Annotated in this window: 14 protein-coding genes; 7 read left to right on the forward strand and 7 right to left on the reverse strand. The window is 56.2% G+C overall.

The features are described 5' to 3' along the window. The first annotated feature begins 114 nt into the window (after nucleotides 1-114). Genes tssK through AC0L7R_RS19540 form a run of 6 tightly spaced genes read left to right on the forward strand, consistent with a single transcriptional unit; the run spans nucleotide 115 to nucleotide 10,943 of the window. Complete coding sequence (gene tssK, locus AC0L7R_RS19515; RefSeq protein WP_247129730.1) at nucleotides 115-1,446, forward strand: type VI secretion system baseplate subunit TssK; 1,332 nt, start codon at nucleotides 115-117, stop codon at nucleotides 1,444-1,446. Beyond that, nucleotides 1,447-3,159, forward strand: coding sequence for a type IVB secretion system protein IcmH/DotU (gene icmH / locus AC0L7R_RS19520; RefSeq protein ID WP_473661065.1), 1,713 nt, complete (start codon nucleotides 1,447-1,449; stop codon nucleotides 3,157-3,159). Beyond that, nucleotides 3,160-6,759 carry a type VI secretion system membrane subunit TssM gene (tssM, locus tag AC0L7R_RS19525; protein ID WP_473661067.1) on the forward strand — a complete coding sequence of 1,200 codons (3,600 nt, stop codon included), beginning with the start codon at nucleotides 3,160-3,162 and terminating at the stop codon, nucleotides 6,757-6,759. A gap of 14 nt (nucleotides 6,760-6,773) precedes the next feature. Next, the gene (tagF, locus tag AC0L7R_RS19530; RefSeq protein ID WP_348394409.1) at nucleotides 6,774-7,496 is read left to right on the forward strand and encodes a type VI secretion system-associated protein TagF; all 723 of its coding nucleotides are present in this window, start codon (nucleotides 6,774-6,776) and stop codon (nucleotides 7,494-7,496) included. Between the two features lie 10 nt (nucleotides 7,497-7,506). Then, nucleotides 7,507-8,259, forward strand: coding sequence for a PP2C family protein-serine/threonine phosphatase (locus AC0L7R_RS19535; protein WP_247129726.1), 753 nt, complete (start codon nucleotides 7,507-7,509; stop codon nucleotides 8,257-8,259). Further along, complete coding sequence (locus AC0L7R_RS19540) at nucleotides 8,256-10,943, forward strand: protein kinase domain-containing protein (protein ID WP_473661069.1); 2,688 nt, start codon at nucleotides 8,256-8,258, stop codon at nucleotides 10,941-10,943. Before AC0L7R_RS19535 ends, AC0L7R_RS19540 begins: the two co-directional genes overlap by 4 nt. A gap of 42 nt (nucleotides 10,944-10,985) precedes the next feature. Here AC0L7R_RS19540 and AC0L7R_RS19545 read toward each other — a convergent pair whose 3' ends face one another. The 7 genes from AC0L7R_RS19545 to AC0L7R_RS19575 form a co-directional block, all read right to left on the reverse strand. After that, on the reverse strand, nucleotides 10,986-11,192 hold the full coding sequence (locus AC0L7R_RS19545; RefSeq protein WP_247129724.1) for a hypothetical protein: 207 nt from the start codon (nucleotides 11,190-11,192) through the stop codon (nucleotides 10,986-10,988). Between the two features lie 613 nt (nucleotides 11,193-11,805). After that, nucleotides 11,806-13,266, reverse strand: a complete 1,461-nt coding sequence (locus AC0L7R_RS19550) for a hypothetical protein (RefSeq protein WP_473661071.1) — start codon at nucleotides 13,264-13,266, stop codon at nucleotides 11,806-11,808. Beyond that, complete coding sequence (locus AC0L7R_RS19555; protein WP_247129722.1) at nucleotides 13,263-13,667, reverse strand: ExbD/TolR family protein; 405 nt, start codon at nucleotides 13,665-13,667, stop codon at nucleotides 13,263-13,265. The genes AC0L7R_RS19550 and AC0L7R_RS19555 overlap by 4 nt, the downstream gene beginning before the upstream one ends. After that, the gene (locus AC0L7R_RS19560; protein ID WP_348394215.1) at nucleotides 13,667-14,116 is read right to left on the reverse strand and encodes an ExbD/TolR family protein; all 450 of its coding nucleotides are present in this window, start codon (nucleotides 14,114-14,116) and stop codon (nucleotides 13,667-13,669) included. The genes AC0L7R_RS19555 and AC0L7R_RS19560 overlap by 1 nt, the downstream gene beginning before the upstream one ends. A gap of 21 nt (nucleotides 14,117-14,137) precedes the next feature. Next, nucleotides 14,138-14,779, reverse strand: coding sequence for a MotA/TolQ/ExbB proton channel family protein (locus AC0L7R_RS19565; protein WP_348394214.1), 642 nt, complete (start codon nucleotides 14,777-14,779; stop codon nucleotides 14,138-14,140). A gap of 104 nt (nucleotides 14,780-14,883) precedes the next feature. Then, nucleotides 14,884-15,327, reverse strand: coding sequence for a hypothetical protein (locus AC0L7R_RS19570; protein WP_473661074.1), 444 nt, complete (start codon nucleotides 15,325-15,327; stop codon nucleotides 14,884-14,886). 97 nt (nucleotides 15,328-15,424) lie between these two features. Further along, a complete protein-coding gene (locus AC0L7R_RS19575; RefSeq protein ID WP_473661076.1) occupies nucleotides 15,425-15,742 on the reverse strand; it encodes a hypothetical protein in 318 nt (105 codons plus the stop codon). A gap of 131 nt (nucleotides 15,743-15,873) precedes the next feature. On the opposite strand from AC0L7R_RS19575, the gene AC0L7R_RS19580 reads away from it, so the two are divergent. Next, nucleotides 15,874-16,317: a DUF1036 domain-containing protein gene (locus tag AC0L7R_RS19580; protein ID WP_247129717.1), complete on the forward strand. Its 444-nt coding sequence runs from the start codon at nucleotides 15,874-15,876 to the stop codon at nucleotides 16,315-16,317. The last annotated feature ends 2 nt before the right edge of the window (nucleotides 16,318-16,319 follow it).

A 16,319-nucleotide genomic window follows, 5' to 3' on the forward strand; every position in this document is an offset into this window, starting at 1 on the left:
CGGCGGGCACCCTTTTGGGGAACAGTAAGTTTTTCGTTGTTCCCTTGACCAAAGGGTCGCGGCGGAACAAAGTTGCAGCATTGCAAAAGCTGCATTTTGAACGATTGGATAATCATGTCTTGGTATAGCAAGGTTGCTTGGAAAGAAGGTCTTTTCCTCCAGCCCCAACATCTTCAGCAAAGTGACCGGTATCTAGAACGCCTGATCACGGCTCGCACAGATGTAATCACCCCCTATCCGTGGGGGCTGTCCGAGATGACAATCGACAACGATATGTTGCAGCAAGGCCGGATCGGTCTGCGTAGCGTGACTGGGATCATGCCTGACGGTGGCCCGTTTGATGCGCCTTCAATGGGTGATCTGCCGACACCTGTCAGTGTCGATGATGATGCCGCTGGTCTATCCGTCTGGTTGACCTTGCCTGATATCAGCCAGAACGGGCGTGATGTTGGTCTTGGCGAAGATGCGGCCGCGACCCGTTACGCGCTGTCGTCGGCCACGATTGCCGACAATGCCTCTGCCACGCGGATCGAACACCAAATCGAAACGGCTATTCCGCGTCTGGAACTGGATATCCGCAAATCGACGAAGCCGGGCTATCAATGTCTGCGCATCGCAAAGATCGCAGAAATCCGCGATGGTGTGATCACGCTTGATACAACCGTCGCCCCGCCTGCGTTGATCGTGGGTGTGCATCCTGTGGTCATGGGATATCTGACCCGTGTCATCGGCTGGGTTGAAGCCAAGCTGGAAAGCCTTGCGCGTTACGCCGCCGACCCGTCTGCGGGTGGTGGGATGCAAGCGACTGATTATTTGATGCTGATGACGCTGAACCGTGAAATTCCGATTTTACGTCATTACGCGAAATCCCACGCTGTGCATCCAGAACGGATGTACGAAAAGCTGATTTCTTTCGCAGGCGAGCTGTCTACGTTCAACGACGGCGACCGGATGGCGCGTGATTACGGCACCTATGATCATGCTGATCCGAAAGCCACGTTCACGCCTATCGTCCAAGATATTCAACGGTTGCTGGCACGTGATGTTGGCCGTGCTGTCCGGCTTGATCTTAAGCAGGTGCGTCAGAATTCTTTCATCGCCGAAGTGGCCGACAGGAACCTGTTCCGCGACGCGACCTTTGTGGTCGAAGTCGAAGTTGGCAAGCCGCTGACGCAGGTCCAACAGCAGTTCCCGCAACTGTGCAAGCTGGGTCCAAACACCCGTATGTCCGAGATTGTGATGAACAACTTGCCGGGCATCAATCTGGTCCATTTGCCGAACCCTCCGCGTCAAATCCGTGTGGTGTCGTCGAATGTGTACTTCCTGCTCGAGAAGAATACCCCGCTTTGGCAAGAGTTTTCGACCGCCCCCGCCATCGGGATGCATTTTGCCGGTGACTGGGCGGATATGAAATTGGAACTGTGGGCAATCCCGGAGAAGTCGTAGATGGCTGACGAAAACGACAAAACCGTCTTTGGCGGGAAGCTTCCTGTTCAGCCAACGAACCAACCTGCGCGCAAACCCCCTGCACCAGGTGGGGATCGCACGGTCATTGGCGGATCGCTGCCTGTGCCACCACGCCCCGGGTCCGCGCCGCCGATCCCGCCTGCGCAGCCCGCCGCACCGCCCGCGTCGCAAAACCCGTTTGGCCAGCAGGCCCCTGCGGCACCCGCAAATACCTACGGAAACCAGCAACCGCCTGCCGGTGGTAACACGTGGATTGGTGGGTCCGTCCCACAACAGCCAGCGGCGCCTAGCCCGTATCCACAGGCCAACATTGGTCAGCCAACACCCGGTCAGGGCGCGCAAGGTTTCTTCCCCGGTCAGGAAAAAGCACCTGCACCGCAGCCGGTCCACAAGGGTCCGCAGATTGGTTTGCAAGAGGCGTTGAAGGCGACCGGTCTTGGGGCTGGTGGTCCGTCGAACCCGTTGCTTGCCGCTGCCGCGAACCTGTTGATCCTGTTTGGCCGCCTGCGGACAGGCATGGTCGAAATGCAGGCCGAACCGTTGATGCAGCACGTCGTCAATGAAATCGGCATGTTTGAACAGAACGCCATCAATGGTGGCGCTGATCCGATGGAAGCCCAGATCGCGAAATATGCGCTGTGCGGTACTGCCGATGATATCGTGCAGAACTTGCCCGGTGCGGATCGTGGCCGTTGGATCGAATATTCGATGGTCGCCCAGTTTTTTCAGAAGCGCGATTCAGGGGTCGGCTTTTTCCAAGAGGCCGAAAAAGCGATGCAAGCCCCCGGTCAACGGTATCAGCTGCTGGAATTGATGCTTGTGTGCCTATCGCTCGGGTTTGAAGGTCAATACCGGACCGCCCCGAACGGTGGCATGGAATTGTCCCGCATTCGTGCCGCGATTTATGAAACGCTGCGCCGTGTGCAGCCGCGCCCTGATGAGGATATTTCGGTCAACTGGTCCGCTGTTCCGCTGAGCGGGACAAAACGCTACGGCGCTATTCCGATGTGGATCGTTGGTGCTGTGGCCGCAGTTGTTGTGGTTGGTAGCTACGCCGGCCTGTCAACGTACATTAACAATCAAGGCAATGACGTCGCTCGGACGTTGAACCTGATGCATCCGAACGTGGCGCAGATCAGCCTGATCCGGTCGGTCGCTGCGAAGGAATATGTGCCCGTTGTGGACACCACGCAGCTTGAACGGATCACGCAAAGTCTTGCCCCGCAGATCGCCGATGGATCGGTTGAGATTGGTGAAAAAGGTCAGTTCATCTTTGTCCGTGTTGGCAACGCGCTGTTGTTCGAAAGTGGTCAGGCAGAGGTGAAAGACGCCTTTGGTCCTGTCGCTGAAAAGATCGCGGCGACCCTGAATGCAGAATCCGGTCCGATCATCGTTCAAGGTTTCACTGATGGTATTCCGGCGTCTGGTCGGGGGCGTTACAAAACGAACCTCGAACTGTCCGTTGCCCGTGCTGAAGGCGTGCAAACGGTGTTGAACGATCTGATCACGGATCCGAGCAGGATCAGTGTCGAAGGTCGTGGCGAAGCAGACCCGATTGCGACAAACGACACCCGCGAAGGCCAAGCGCTGAACCGGCGTGTTGAAATCCTGATTGCCCGCAATGGCACATTTGAAGACGACCAAGCTGAAGCGCCCGAAGAGGCGGCAAGCGAAGAGACTGAGGCGCAGTAGATGAAGAAGATTTTCAAATGGCGTCCTTGGATGCGTATCCCCGCGATTGTGCTGGGGATTTTGTGTCTGTTCATAGCCATTTGGTTCGGGTTCCCGATGATCCCGCTGGCGATTTTCCAGACCATTTGGCTGCGGGCCGTTGTGCTGGGTGTCATCATTTCGATCATCCTGATCGTACAGTTCTTCAAGTGGCGTAAGCGGCGCAAACTGGCCGCTGAAATGGAAGCCGAACTGATTGCGCCTGAACCTGAAGGCGACGGTAAAGTTCTGTCTGAAAAGATGTCTGGCGCGCTTGCCAAGCTGAAGAAATCTGGCGGTGCGACCTATCTTTACGACCTGCCATGGTACGTGATTATTGGCCCACCGGGTGCTGGTAAAACGACAGCGCTGCGCAATTCTGGGATCGAATTTCCCGTGTCTGGCGACGACGGTGATGACGGTGGCATGGAAGGTTTCGGTGGCACACGCTACTGCGATTGGTGGTTTGCCGAAGACGCCATCATGATCGACACGGCGGGTCGTTATACGACCCAAGACAGCAATTCATCGGCGGATTCCGCGAGCTGGACATCGTTCCTTGAATTGCTGAAAAAGTCGCGCCCGAACCAGCCGATCAACGGCGTAATGTTGGCGTTTTCTGCCGAAGACATGATGACGATGAATGATCAGGAATTGTCTGATCACGCGGAAACGGTGCGGGCGCGTTTGGGTGAATTGCATGAACATCTGCGCGTCGATTTTCCGGTTTATGTGCTGTTTACAAAGTCTGATTTGATCAGCGGTTTCCGAGAGTATTTTTCCAGCTTTAACGTCAATCGCCGCAAGAATGTTTGGGGTGTCACGTTCCAGACGAAGGACCGCAAGGAAGACACGTTCGAGCAGGTGAAGCCAGAGTTCGATAAGCTTGTCAGCCGCCTGTCTGATGAATTGATTGACCGCTTGTCCGAAGAACCTGACGGCATTTCGCGCGTCGCGATCTTTGGTCTGCCCGGTCAAATGGCGCTGATGCGCGATAACGTGTCTGAATTCCTGCGCCGTGTTTTCGCGCCATCCAAGCACAACACAAACGCGATCTTGCGCGGGTTCTATTTCACGTCGGGTACCCAAGAAGGCACGCCGATTGACCAAGTGCTGGGTGCGATGTCCCAGACCGCGGATGCAAGTGCGGGCATGGCGCCTGCGTTTATGTCGGGGCAGGGGAAGAGTTTCTTTATCCACGACCTGCTGAAAAAGGTGATTTTCGAGGAACGTGATTGGGTGTCGCACGATATGGGCGCTGTCCGCCGGACGGCGGTTTTGCGTGCTGTTAGCCTTGGTGCGATTGGTGTCGCGACGGCTGCTATGCTGGCTGTTTTCGGGATCAGTTTCTGGAATAACCGTAACCTAGTGAATGTCGCCGAAACAGAAGCCGCGACCTATTCGCGTGCGGCCCAAGTTGAAATCGCACGGACTGAGGTAGACGATTCCGCGCTTGAACCGATTTTGCCGTATCTGGAAAGCCTGCGTTTGATGCCTGCGGGCTATGGTGAAACGGCTGAGCCGACCATCTGGGAAGGGTTCGGTCTGGGTCAACGTGACCGGCTGAGTGCCGCGACTGAAAATGCTTACGCTGATGCGCTGGAACAGATGTTCCGGCCTCGTCTTATTCTGGACCTTGAAACGCGTCTGGCCGAGCTGCGCAATACCGAAGAACCCGCTGAAATTTACCGCGCGTTGAAGGTGTATTTGCTGCTGGGTGAGACCGAGGATCAATCTGACGACGACGCGATCAAGACGTTCTTTGATGACCTTTGGTTTGACCAATTCACAGGCCTGAATGGCCTTGATACCCGCGAAACATTGGCCAGCCATCTGGATGCGATGCTGACGCTTGATGGGCGTCGCGATGTTGGTGTGAAACTGGACGAGACGACAATCACGAATGCGCGGTCTGCGATTGTGCAGATGTCACTGGCGGATCAGGCTTATGCGCTGATCAAGGACCGTTCCAAGGCCGCTGGCCTACTTGATTTCCAACTGGAAAATGCGCTTGGCGTGCAGGGAAGTCTGGTGTTTGAAACCGTTGACGGATCTGACCTGAGCACGGTGACGATTGAAGGTCTGTATACCTACGAAGGTTTCTGGAGCTTCTTCTTTGAACAGCTGACTGAGGTTGGTGATGCGCTGGAAGCGGATAAATGGGTGTTGGGTGATCAAGCGTCGCTTGTGAATTTTGACAGCCAGATGGCTGGTTTGGATCAGGCGTTGCAGACGATGTATCGCCGCGATTTTGAATCTGCGTGGCTCGCGATGTTCGATGAAATCCGGCTTGCGAATATGTCGGCTGATGCGCCGCTTTATGACACGCTTGCAGTTGCGGCTGCCCCGTTTGCATCCCCGATTTTGCAGCTTGTGAAAGCCGTAGACAATGAAACAAAACTGACCCGCGAATTGGACGCGCTTGCAGCGCAATTGGCTGGTGGCGAAGGCGGTAGCGTTGCTGAAAACGCAGCCGGCGATGTCGGGGCTTTTGTTGCGCGGGACACGTTGCGGCGCGGTCCACGTACCCTACGGATTTTGACGGATTCTGTGCGGAATTCGAACAAGGATCAGACGCGCGTCAACGGCAGCAGCGGCGGCGATAGCCCAACGCGATCTGTCGAACGGCTGACCCAAGTGTTTGAAAGCTGGCATATCCTGTTGGAAGGACCGGAAGGCCAACGCCCGATTGATATCGTGCTTGCCGATCTGGAAGCGATCCGTGGGAACCTGCGCCTTGCGGCGTCGAACCCTGCTCAATCTGCAGCCCTGCTGCCGCAATTGTTGTCGAACCTGACGCGCAATAATTCACGGCTTCCCCAAGCCTTGCGTAAAATCGTGAATGACGCGGAAAGCGATTTCCGGTCGGAGGCGACAGACGCCACATTGGCCGAGATGAACCGTGCGTTGAACAACACGATTACCCAAGTGTGTCGTGCGACGATCACGGATTTCTTCCCGTTCTCGAATTCGCAACGCCAAGTGCCGACAGCTGATTTCGGTCGGTTCTTCGGTCCGGGTGGTGATATGGATGTGTATTATAACACCTATCTTGCACCGCATGTTCTGGCGACCGGTGACGGGCTTGCCGTTGATCCGAACAGCCCGCTGGCTGATCGTTTGTCCACCTCTGCAATTCGTCAGTTTGACCGTGCCATCAAGATCAGGCGCGCGTTCTTTGGGGCAGGGGGCACGAACCCCGAGGTGCAGATCACGATCTCGCACGAGGCATCGCACCCGACAATTGAACAGGCGCATCTTGAGATTAACGGCGTGAATACGATCACGGCGGCGGGTGATCCGCCCAAGACGGTGACATGGCCCGGTGCGGGTGCATCGACGACGTTGCAGGTGTTCCCGACGCTTGATCGTAATTCGACGATGGAATTCCGTGGCGGCCAATGGACGTTCGTGAATTTTATGCGGTCTGCAGCGTCGACCCAGCGTACGGGCAACACGGTGCGGGCGACATTCAACGTCGGTGGTCGGTCGATTTCCTATGACATCGGGTTCAACACCGCGTCGAACCCGTTCACCATGCCTGAACTGTCAGAGTTCAGCTGCCCGCAGAGCCTAGACTGATGGAGGGAAGCGTCGTGACACCGTCGATTGGTCTATATGGCAAACACCCGTCATTTGGTGATTTTGTGACAGGCGGTTTGCCATCTGAAACGCAAGCAATTCTGGAAGCGTGGCTCAACCGGATGTTGCCCGCGTTGCGCGGCATTGATGAAGGGACGTGGCAACAGCGGTTTGATCACGCGCCCGAAATTCGGTTCTGGTTGGGTGCTGCTATTGTCCCCGGTGGTATTTGCGGATTGATCCGCCCCGCGCAGGATAAAGTCGGTCGGCGTTTCCCGATGGTGGCTGGTGTGACCCATTGTGGTCAGTTGCCCCCTGTTTTGGATAGCGGACCTGAATTGTACGACGCGTTGGGTGAAGCGCTTGATAGTTTTGTGCGCCGCACTGGCGATGGTGCCGACGAATTTGCAGCCCACCTACTGAACCTGACCGCACCGATGGTTGCCTTGCGCGATGACAGCACGCCTGATTTCTGGGCTGTGCGGCCTGATGGTGACCTGACAGGACTGGCCGAAGATATTGCGATTGCAGACCATGCGCGCGCCGCTGTGTGCCGATCCTACATGTGGGTCCACGGCCCCGGCGGTGTTGCGATCCATGCTGCCGATCAATTGCAATCGGCTGATGTGATAAACTGGCTGATGACGGACGCTGTCCGCGCACCGGCCCCCGAAACAGAGCCTGACGAAGGCGCCATAGAACAAGAGACTGCGGACGTACCGCAGCCAACCCATTAGGAACGACGCGATGCCAAACGACTATTTTAAGATTGAGACTGGCGGCGCCACCGATACGGGTTGCGTGCGGGATCATAACGAAGACAGCTTTGTTGTCCGCCCTGATCAAGGCATTTGGGTGGTCGCCGACGGCATGGGTGGCCATGACGCGGGTGATTATGCCAGTCAGACGATTACCGGTGAAATGGCGTCTGTCGGATTTTCGATTTCGACCACTGATCTACAGGCGCGGTTCATGGAACGGCTTGGGCGCGCGCATCATCAAATTCGGGCCCATGCCGAAAGCCTTGGAGGCGGTACAGTCGGTGCGACCCTTGTTGGTCTGTTGATCTTTGAAGCTGAGTTTTCCTGCATCTGGTCCGGTGATAGCCGGATTTACCGGATGCGTGACGGCCTGCTGGAACAGCTAACCAATGACCACACAGAGGTTCGCGAATTGCTTGAAGCGGGTATGATCACGCCCGAAGAAGCAGAGACATGGCCGCGTAAAAACGTGATCACCCGCGCGATTGGTGTGTCGGAAGATCCCAACTGCGATATGGTGACTGGCAATGTGCGGGCCGGTGATGTGTTTCTGCTGTGTTCTGACGGGTTGACCGAACACAATTCCGACGCTGATCTGCAGGCGCTTCTGCATGCCGCGACCACCCCGCAGGAAGCCTGTGACATGTTGATTGCCCAAACGCTTGAACGTGGTGCGAAAGACAACACCACAGCCGTTGTCGTCACCGTCGCCCCGTCTGATGTGGATATTTGGACATGAGTGACGACGACGACGATAAAACAAAGATTGCGTCGCTGCCGCCGATTATGCCGCCCAAAAAGCAGCCGCCTGTGGACAATGATCGCACGATTATTGCGGGTAGCCCGTTAGCAGGGTTTGGTGCGACTGTTCCGCCGACCGCCGATGCTGTCGAAGATGCAGGCACGATCCCGCCCGCGACGGATGACGCTGTGACGGCAGAGGGTACGCAACCACCGACGCGCATCGATCCTCCGGCTGAAGTGCCTGAAGACGCACCTGCGGAAGTTCCGCAAGATGAACCTGTTGAGGCCCCTGTCGATACACCAGACGAAACGCCGGACGCCCCGCCTGTAGAAGATCCAGCGGATGTTCCGGTCGACGACCCTGCGCCAGCGGAATTACCAAGCGAAGCGCCCGAAGAAATTCCTGACGAAGCGCCGCTTGAGGATCCTGTTGAAAGCCCGATCGAAGATCCCTTTGCTGCCCCTGATGTCGATCCGTTTGCAGTTAACCCAACGTCGCCGCCCGTCGCGGCACCCGAGGTCTTGGAAGTTGAGCCTGCCGAACCTGTTGTGACAACTCCGCCTGAAGAATTGCCTGTTGATCCGGTTGCGCAGGCCGTTGAACCAGAAAATATTCCTGAGCCTGAGCCTGAGCCTGAGCCTGAGCCTGAGCCTGAGCCTGAGCCTGAGCCTGAGCCTGAGCCTGAGCCTGAGCCTGAGCCTGAGCCTGTTGTCGTAACGGCACCGCCGCAACCTGTTGAACCAACAGCGCCGCCTGTTGTGACGGCGCCTCCAGCTGTGCCGACGCCTGCACCGATGCCAGCACCGCCACCGCCTGTCGCGGATGGTGGCGCTGTGCCAATTGGCACGGTCATTAACAATAACTACGCGATTACCCAGCTGATCAGTGCGGGTGGTATGGGCGAAGTGTTCCGCGGTGAAAACACGTTCACGGGTGACGCCGTGGCGATCAAAATCGTTCTGCAATCGCTCGCTCATGACGAAAAAATCGCGAACCTGTTCAAACGTGAAGCCAAGGTGCTTTGCGGTTTGTCCGATAAATCCATCGTACGTTACTATAACTTTGTGCGTGATGCCGAACTGGACCGTTTCTGTCTGATCATGGAATTCATTGACGGGATCGCACTGTCCGATCACGTCAAGGATGTTGCCCCGATCACGCGCGAAGAAGGCTATCGTTTGCTGCACCGCTTGGCAGATGGTCTGGCGCGCGCGCATGCGATGGATGTTGTGCACCGCGATCTATCGCCTGACAACGTGATGCTGCGCGATGGCGACATTGACGAAGCTGTACTGATCGACTTCGGTATCGCGAAATCCAGTGAAATGGCCGAAAGCACGTTGCACGGTCAGTTGGCTGGTAAATTCAAATATATTTCGCCTGAACAACTTGGCCACTTTGGTGGTGAAATTGGTCCGCGTACCGATATTTACGGGCTTGGTTTGCTGATGGCCGCCGCCCTGCGTGGCGAACCCATTGATATGGGGAGTTCCGTGGTCGAGGCCGTGGATGCCCGTCGCGGTATCCCCGATCTGACTGACATCGACATGGCGCTGCGCCCGCTGTTGGCGCATATGCTGGAACCAAATCCTGCTGATCGTCCTGCGACCATGTCGGACATCACGCGGCTTTTGGACCACCCCGAGCAAATCCCAGAGAAATACGGGCGCGCCGAAGGGATCATTCCACCGGGCAATGAAGTGTCGGCACAACCGCAAAGTTTTGTGTCATCGACTGGACTGCAAAGCCCGCCAGGTGGTGCCCGCAGCATCGTGCCCGTCACAGGCATCGGCGATACATCGCAAAGCCCGTTTGGCGCAAATACCGGTGCGACCACAGGCTTGAACCTGTCACAGCCTGGACAAACGATGGCGGGTGCACGGACGGCTGAGAAGAAATCGGGCGGTGCCGGCGGCATTGTACGTTGGTTGATCCTGTTAGGGATGTTGGGTGCGGGTGGCTATTACGTTTCGCAAAACCCAGAACTGATTTTCCCACCAGAAGAAGTTGCCGGTGATCCATTGCCAGACGAGGCCGCGCAAACGCCTGATGGCCCAATGACACGTGGTGCGTTTCTGGCGAGCTACCATGAGGACGGCTGTGGTTTCGCAGAACGTCTGTCGGCAGGGCCGCAAGCCGGTACAATCGCGACCTATAGCGACGATGCGGCTGTTTTTGATGGGATGATGACCGAATACGAGGCGCTGTTTGATGCGGCTCCTGCGACGCAGTCATTTACGCTGGACCCGACCCAGTGTCCGGTAGCCGATCTGGCGCAAATTCTAGCGGGTATTCCCGGGTCTGCACCGATCCTGACGTTGGATAGCAATGTCATGGAAAGTGGCGGGTCAATCGTTGGTCGATTGTCTGACCGACGCGGGCGGCCTGTGTGGTTGGCTTTGGTGACGACGCAAGGCGGTGTTTATAACCTGACGGATCGTTTGACTGAACAAGCAGATGGCAGTGCGACGTTTAGCTTTGCGTTGAACGCGCCCGCTGGCAGTGATGCGCAGCCACAGGTGCTGGTGGCTTTGGCCGCTGACGCGCCGTTGATTGCGGCGGCGACGACTGTGGACGGGGCAAGTGCCGCGTCGGTGATGCCACTGCTTGAGGCTGAGATTTTGGGCCGTGATGGCGAAGCGGGCATGACGCTTGGCTATTTTGATCTGAAACCGTAAAGAACCAAGACCCGCTGTTTGGCGGGCCTTGGGGTCGTTTTGTTAGCGGTAAGTCACTGGTAGAACAGACTGCGGGCCACAGCGCACGGCCAGACCATTCACGCTTTGCATATACTGCTGCGAAATGGCGGAACGGTTTGCACAACCGGATGTGCTGCCTTCGAATTTGTTCTTTTGTGCGGACCCATCGATGTCCATGCAAGCGGTGAGAGAGATCAAAGTGACTGCGGCGAAAGTGATTTTAAGCATAGGTATTTCCTTGGGTTTATTTCAGTTTTAACGTTTAGGTTGATTGTGTGGGCGTGTGCCCTGTTTCGATCGGTGACGACGGAAGCCGTTGAATGGGACGGTTCGTGTTGTCTGCTGTCAGTCGTTTCAAAAGGTGCGTGCACCAATGTCGACGACGTCGCGGGGTACGTTGGGACTGCTGTTTTTCTGCCAGCAGGTCATCCACATGAGACGACAGGCGATCTAGGAAGTTGCCTTCGATATCATTGAAAGCAGTGCCTGTTCTTGGCGTAGTCGCTGATATTCTTAGCGTTTTTACAGGTGTGAGGTGGCAGCCTCGTCCTGGTTCTTTTGGTCGACCGTCGGTCATATGTTCTATCCTTATTCAGGATGCCCCCAGGCAGTCCGTCGTTGCGATGAACATAGTTTTAGCTAAATTTTGTCACTTTTTCCGCTGACCGAGAGGATGGTTTGGGTAACGTCGGCCTAGCCGATCTATGAGGTTGCATAGCAAACTATCCAAAAGAGAGCGCAATTTTAGGGTGTGCGAAGCGCGCGCCACTATTTCGCCATAATTGGAGAATCGGTATTTTTCGGATTGTGGTGCGAAATGCACCGGGCCAATGGCCCGATGTTACCTTACATCGAAGGGCAGCATGACGATTGGCACATTCGTGCCGACCTCTGCGGTGAGTGCTTCGAAATAATCTTCGGCAAGCTGACCGTTTTGTTCGTCGATTGCACGTGGGCGGCTGTTTGTGCCGATGGCCACCAAAAGCTGCTTGGTGTCACGTGTCGATCCTGCGCGGCGCAATGGCACGTCAAAGCGTGCCTGATCACCGATAAACGACAGGTACTGACCAAGGTCTTGAACCACGCCGTTATCGTCGATCAGGATCAGGGACACATAGCGGCCAGCCGTGCCGCCAACAGCACCTGTCAGTTGTTCGCCGCTTGTGATCTGATCGACCTCAAGCCCGAACGACATACGGAACGCAGGGTAGCTGCGGTTTTGACGCAGGTAATCAAGCACCGCACATTGGCGCGGATCCATCAGCACCGACCGTTGACCGGGACGTGGTTCGATCCCATCAAGAATTGCGCTGGCGTATGGGGCGACGTCCGCTTCTGTCGCGGTCATGATCAGCAATTCAGGCGCACCATTATCGGCCATCTGCGGGATGGCGATCAGACAGGTGTCGCTGACGTTTGTGCGGATCCGGTTCACCAATTGGCTGACCACGGCTTCGGGGGTGCCGGGGGCAGGGGGGGCAACGGTCGGCAGGCTGCGGACAGGACGCGGTGCGGCGGCTGCAGCAGCTGCGGCCGTGCTGATTGTGCCGATACCCGTGGCGCGCGGTGCTATCCGTTCTGGCACAAGTGCTGCCGCGGCAGGCGCGGTTGCGGTCAGCGTTTCCGTGCCAGTTCCAAGCGGCGATGTGCCGGATGGTGCCAGTGTTTCGGGTTCTTCAGGTTGCAGTGGACTGATTGGTTCCGGTTCCAGCGACGCCTGTTCAATGGGTTCGATTTCTTCGGGGGCGGTTTCCGGTTCCGGCGTATCGACGAGATCGGTGCCATCAACGGTTTCGGGTTCTTCTTCGACAGCTGCGACTTCTTCGGGCGCGTCAGGTTCGCCGACGGTTTCCGGTTCAAGCACCTCTTCGACCGCTTCGGGTTCGACAACTTCAGCCACGGCTTCAGGTTCTTCGACAACCTCTTCGGGGGCTTCCGGTTCCGGTTCGATTTCCTCGATGGGGTCTTCCGGAACAACGGCGTCGATGATTTCGTCAGTCTCTGTGACCGGATCGAGCGTTTCGGGATCCACAAAGGCCCCGTCGTTCAATTCGTTCGCAGCATCGATTTCTTCGACTTCTTCCACGCCCGCAGCTTGGTTGGTCGCGCTGACAATGGCGTTGTTATCGAGCACAAGCGACGTGATCAGCAGATCAGGGCGTTCGTCAACGTCGTCTGGCATCAAACGGTCGAGATCGACGGTGAAGTTGAACAACAGGTATGCGGCGCCGACGTGCACGGCTGCAGATAGGCCAAGCGCTTCGGCCCAATGGATTGCCTTATCTTTTTGTCCTAAGCTCATTCTTCGGCCCCCGCTGTACGCAGGGTCACGAGCCGCAATTCGGCTTCGGCCAGTTCAGGGCGGTTCATGACAGAGATTAGGCTGGTCGCGGGTGCGTCCTTGTTCATGAGGATATGCAGCGTTAAAGGACGTTCGAGCGGTTCTAGCGCGACTTCTAGCAGATCGGGTGCCACTGGTGCGCCGTCCAATTCCCATGATCCGTCGGCCACGACGACCAGTACGGGCGACGGCAGTTGATCAAGCGGCAGTTCAGATGTTTCGGCAAGATCAACGTCTGCGGCAGGCGGGTTCAGCAATTGGCCCGTCGCCAGAAAGAAGAAGATCAGCAGCAAAACGATGTTTACGATGGCCAGCGACACATCAAGTGCGATCGGTTTCTTGGCCTGCGGCAGAGGACGCATCAGGAAGGCCCCCCTGCGATCTGAATGTTGGAAATGCCGCCTGCGGCCAATGCTTCGAGCACGCTAGACAAATCCTGCACGTTCGCTTCATCGCGGACGACAAGAATGATCGATGCATCGCCGTCTGCATTCAGGGATGCGGCCAGATCAGCCAGCAAGTCAAACCCGAATTGCTGGCCGCCGACAACGACATTACCGGCATCAACGTTCCAGATGGCCACGTCCCCAATAGGTGCGGCGGGCGCTGGTGCTGGTTCTTCGGCGCCGGTTTCGCCGCCTTCAGGGCTGCCTGTTGCACCGCTGCGGATTGTCAGCAGTGAATAGGGCGCGAGGTTGCTGGACAGCATGAAGAAGATCAGCAGTTGGAACATCGCGTCCGCCAACGGCGTCAGCACAAAACGATATTTTGCGGGCGATCTTGGTAACGCTATGGGTTTGGATAGGGCCATGGTTTACGCCTTACCGCCTGCTTAACCTGTCGCCTCTGCGTCGACGCGGCCGTGAATGGCGGCCGAAATCAATGTTTCGATGGACTGACGTTCGCCTTCGATCCGACCTTCGAGCCATGTGGCGACAAAGTAAGTGACAAGCGCGATGGCAAGACCAGCCGCAGTGGTGGTCAACGCGGTCCAGATACCTCCCGCAAGCAGGGCAGGGTCCACGGTGCCGTCCGCCGTCGCGAGCGTTGCAAAGGCGTCGATCATCCCGATCACAGTCCCGAGCAGACCCAACATCGGAGCGGCCTGCACAACAGTTTCAAGGACACGCATCCGGCTAGTCATGGATGACAATTCAACAAGGGCTGCTTGGCGACCCAGTTCTTCGGCAAACTCTGGTGAATTCGGGCGGGCCTGCAGGCCCGAAAAGACAGACTGCAACACGCGTGACAGCACGGATTTACGTTCGCTGGCTGCTTTGAATGCCTCATCAGCGCGGCCACCCAACCAATCTTGCAAAATCTGTTCGGCCTTGCCTGCTTTGCCGACGCCCATGCGCCCGAATTGGAATGTTTTGTAGAACGTCACAGAGATCGAAATGATCGACATGAGGCCAAGAACAGCAAACACAATGATCGTCGGTGTGTTCAAACCAGAGAGGTCAGGGGCATTCATAGCGAAACCTTTATCAATCAAAATAGGCCGACATTTGACTGTCGGCGAAAACAGGGGGACGCAGTTGCGTCACGCCACCCCTTTAAATGCTTATGGTTGTGGGATCAAAGCCCAAACTGCAATGATGCACGAGAAGCTGTCGATAAGGTAGACAGACAGAAGTCCCCGGTCGCCCCATCTTCGGTCAAGGTGCATTCTGCCACATCATTCACCACAATGCGGGATGTATCGGCACAGGGCTGATCGGAAATGTCGAATTGTACGATGCGGGTTTTGCCGTTTGGCAGTTCACCAAAGGCCAGCACAAGAATACGTGACACGATCCCGCTGCCATTAAAGACGGCAACTTCGTATGCGGCTTGGGACAGATCGACGCCAGTGCGATTGGTGGCCACGTAAGTCAGGCGGCACCCACCAGCGGATGTTTCTGCGGCGTTATTGAGTTCGAGAACAAATTCCGGGTCATCTTGGGCAGCGACTGGCGCTGCTACCATGGAAAAGGCCACAGCGGCAGCGGTGAAGAACGAAGAGACGGCACGGAATTTCATGGGGACCTCAGAGCATTAGAAAGCAGCTAGATGATCACCCAGCTTTGACTATGCGCTAAGTTGGGCCCAATTCAGGGCGTTGTGTCAACATTAGATGTTAACGGAACGCCCCAATTTGCCACTGATCCTGCAACTGCATCACGCTTGAGTTGCGCGCGACTTGTGCCGTGACAGCCGGGCGACGCGTTGGAATTGCCAATGGTGCAGCTGTTTGACCCGCATTGCGGGCGGCCAGAACGCGACGCTGGCGTTCGAGGTATTCATCATAGGTGATGTACAGCGTGCCGTCTTGGAAGACGTCGATCAAAAGTGGTTGTGTTGAACCAGTGTCTTGGGCGGACGCCGCAAATGGGGCCGATGCGACGCAAGCGACACATGCAAACGTACGAAAGAGAGTCTTTGCTGTCTTTTTCATTATTACATCTTCCTCAAATACTGCTTTTTCCTCAACCGCTTTGTCCCACGGGAATGTGGCAAAAACAAAGCAGGCCGTCACGACGTGCGTTATGCGCTCGCCCTTCTGAGGTCTTTTGGTAAGAATACCACATGGTCCAGCTTCTGCATAACTTTCATTCATGGTTGCAAAAAAGTGTTGCGAAATTCGCAATTGGTGTGGTCGCGCTGGTGATGCCATCCATGGCGAGTGCGACTTTTGCTGTTTGTAATCAATCGTTTGATGTTGTGAACGTCGCAATCGGTCAATTCGAGGAAAATGACTTTGTCACCCGTGGGTGGTGGACCGTTGGCCCGAATCAATGCGCCAACACGATCCGCGATCAATTGACGGCACGATATATCTACATTTTTGCGCAAGATGTATTTGGCAATGAAATCCTGTCAGGAAGTACCCCATTATGCATCGGAACGGCCAGTTTTACGATTCGAGGTGATGAGGAATGTTTGCTGCGCGGCTATTTGTCCGCCAATTTTATTGAGGTAGACACCCAACAAACCGAACGCTGGACTTTATTTCTGACCGCACCCCAGTAATA

It is taken from the genome of Yoonia sp. D2-7 (assembly GCF_055809435.1).

Excerpts from the sequence above, each read along its gene's own strand:
- tssK (WP_247129730.1), top strand. The coding sequence starts at position 115 with ATGTCTTGGTATAGCAAGGTTGCTTGGAAAGAAGGTCTTTTCCTCCAG.
- icmH (WP_473661065.1), top strand. The coding sequence starts at position 1,447 with ATGGCTGACGAAAACGACAAAACCGTCTTTGGCGGGAAGCTTCCTGTT.
- tssM (WP_473661067.1), top strand. The coding sequence starts at position 3,160 with ATGAAGAAGATTTTCAAATGGCGTCCTTGGATGCGTATCCCCGCGATT.
- AC0L7R_RS19535 (WP_247129726.1), top strand. The coding sequence starts at position 7,507 with ATGCCAAACGACTATTTTAAGATTGAGACTGGCGGCGCCACCGATACG.
- AC0L7R_RS19540 (WP_473661069.1), top strand. The coding sequence starts at position 8,256 with ATGAGTGACGACGACGACGATAAAACAAAGATTGCGTCGCTGCCGCCG.
- AC0L7R_RS19545 (WP_247129724.1), bottom strand. The coding sequence starts at position 11,192 with ATGCTTAAAATCACTTTCGCCGCAGTCACTTTGATCTCTCTCACCGCT.
- AC0L7R_RS19550 (WP_473661071.1), bottom strand. The coding sequence starts at position 13,266 with ATGAGCTTAGGACAAAAAGATAAGGCAATCCATTGGGCCGAAGCGCTT.
- AC0L7R_RS19555 (WP_247129722.1), bottom strand. The coding sequence starts at position 13,667 with ATGCGTCCTCTGCCGCAGGCCAAGAAACCGATCGCACTTGATGTGTCG.
- AC0L7R_RS19560 (WP_348394215.1), bottom strand. The coding sequence starts at position 14,116 with ATGGCCCTATCCAAACCCATAGCGTTACCAAGATCGCCCGCAAAATAT.
- AC0L7R_RS19565 (WP_348394214.1), bottom strand. The coding sequence starts at position 14,779 with ATGAATGCCCCTGACCTCTCTGGTTTGAACACACCGACGATCATTGTG.
- AC0L7R_RS19570 (WP_473661074.1), bottom strand. The coding sequence starts at position 15,327 with ATGAAATTCCGTGCCGTCTCTTCGTTCTTCACCGCTGCCGCTGTGGCC.
- AC0L7R_RS19575 (WP_473661076.1), bottom strand. The coding sequence starts at position 15,742 with ATGAAAAAGACAGCAAAGACTCTCTTTCGTACGTTTGCATGTGTCGCT.
- AC0L7R_RS19580 (WP_247129717.1), top strand. The coding sequence starts at position 15,874 with ATGGTCCAGCTTCTGCATAACTTTCATTCATGGTTGCAAAAAAGTGTT.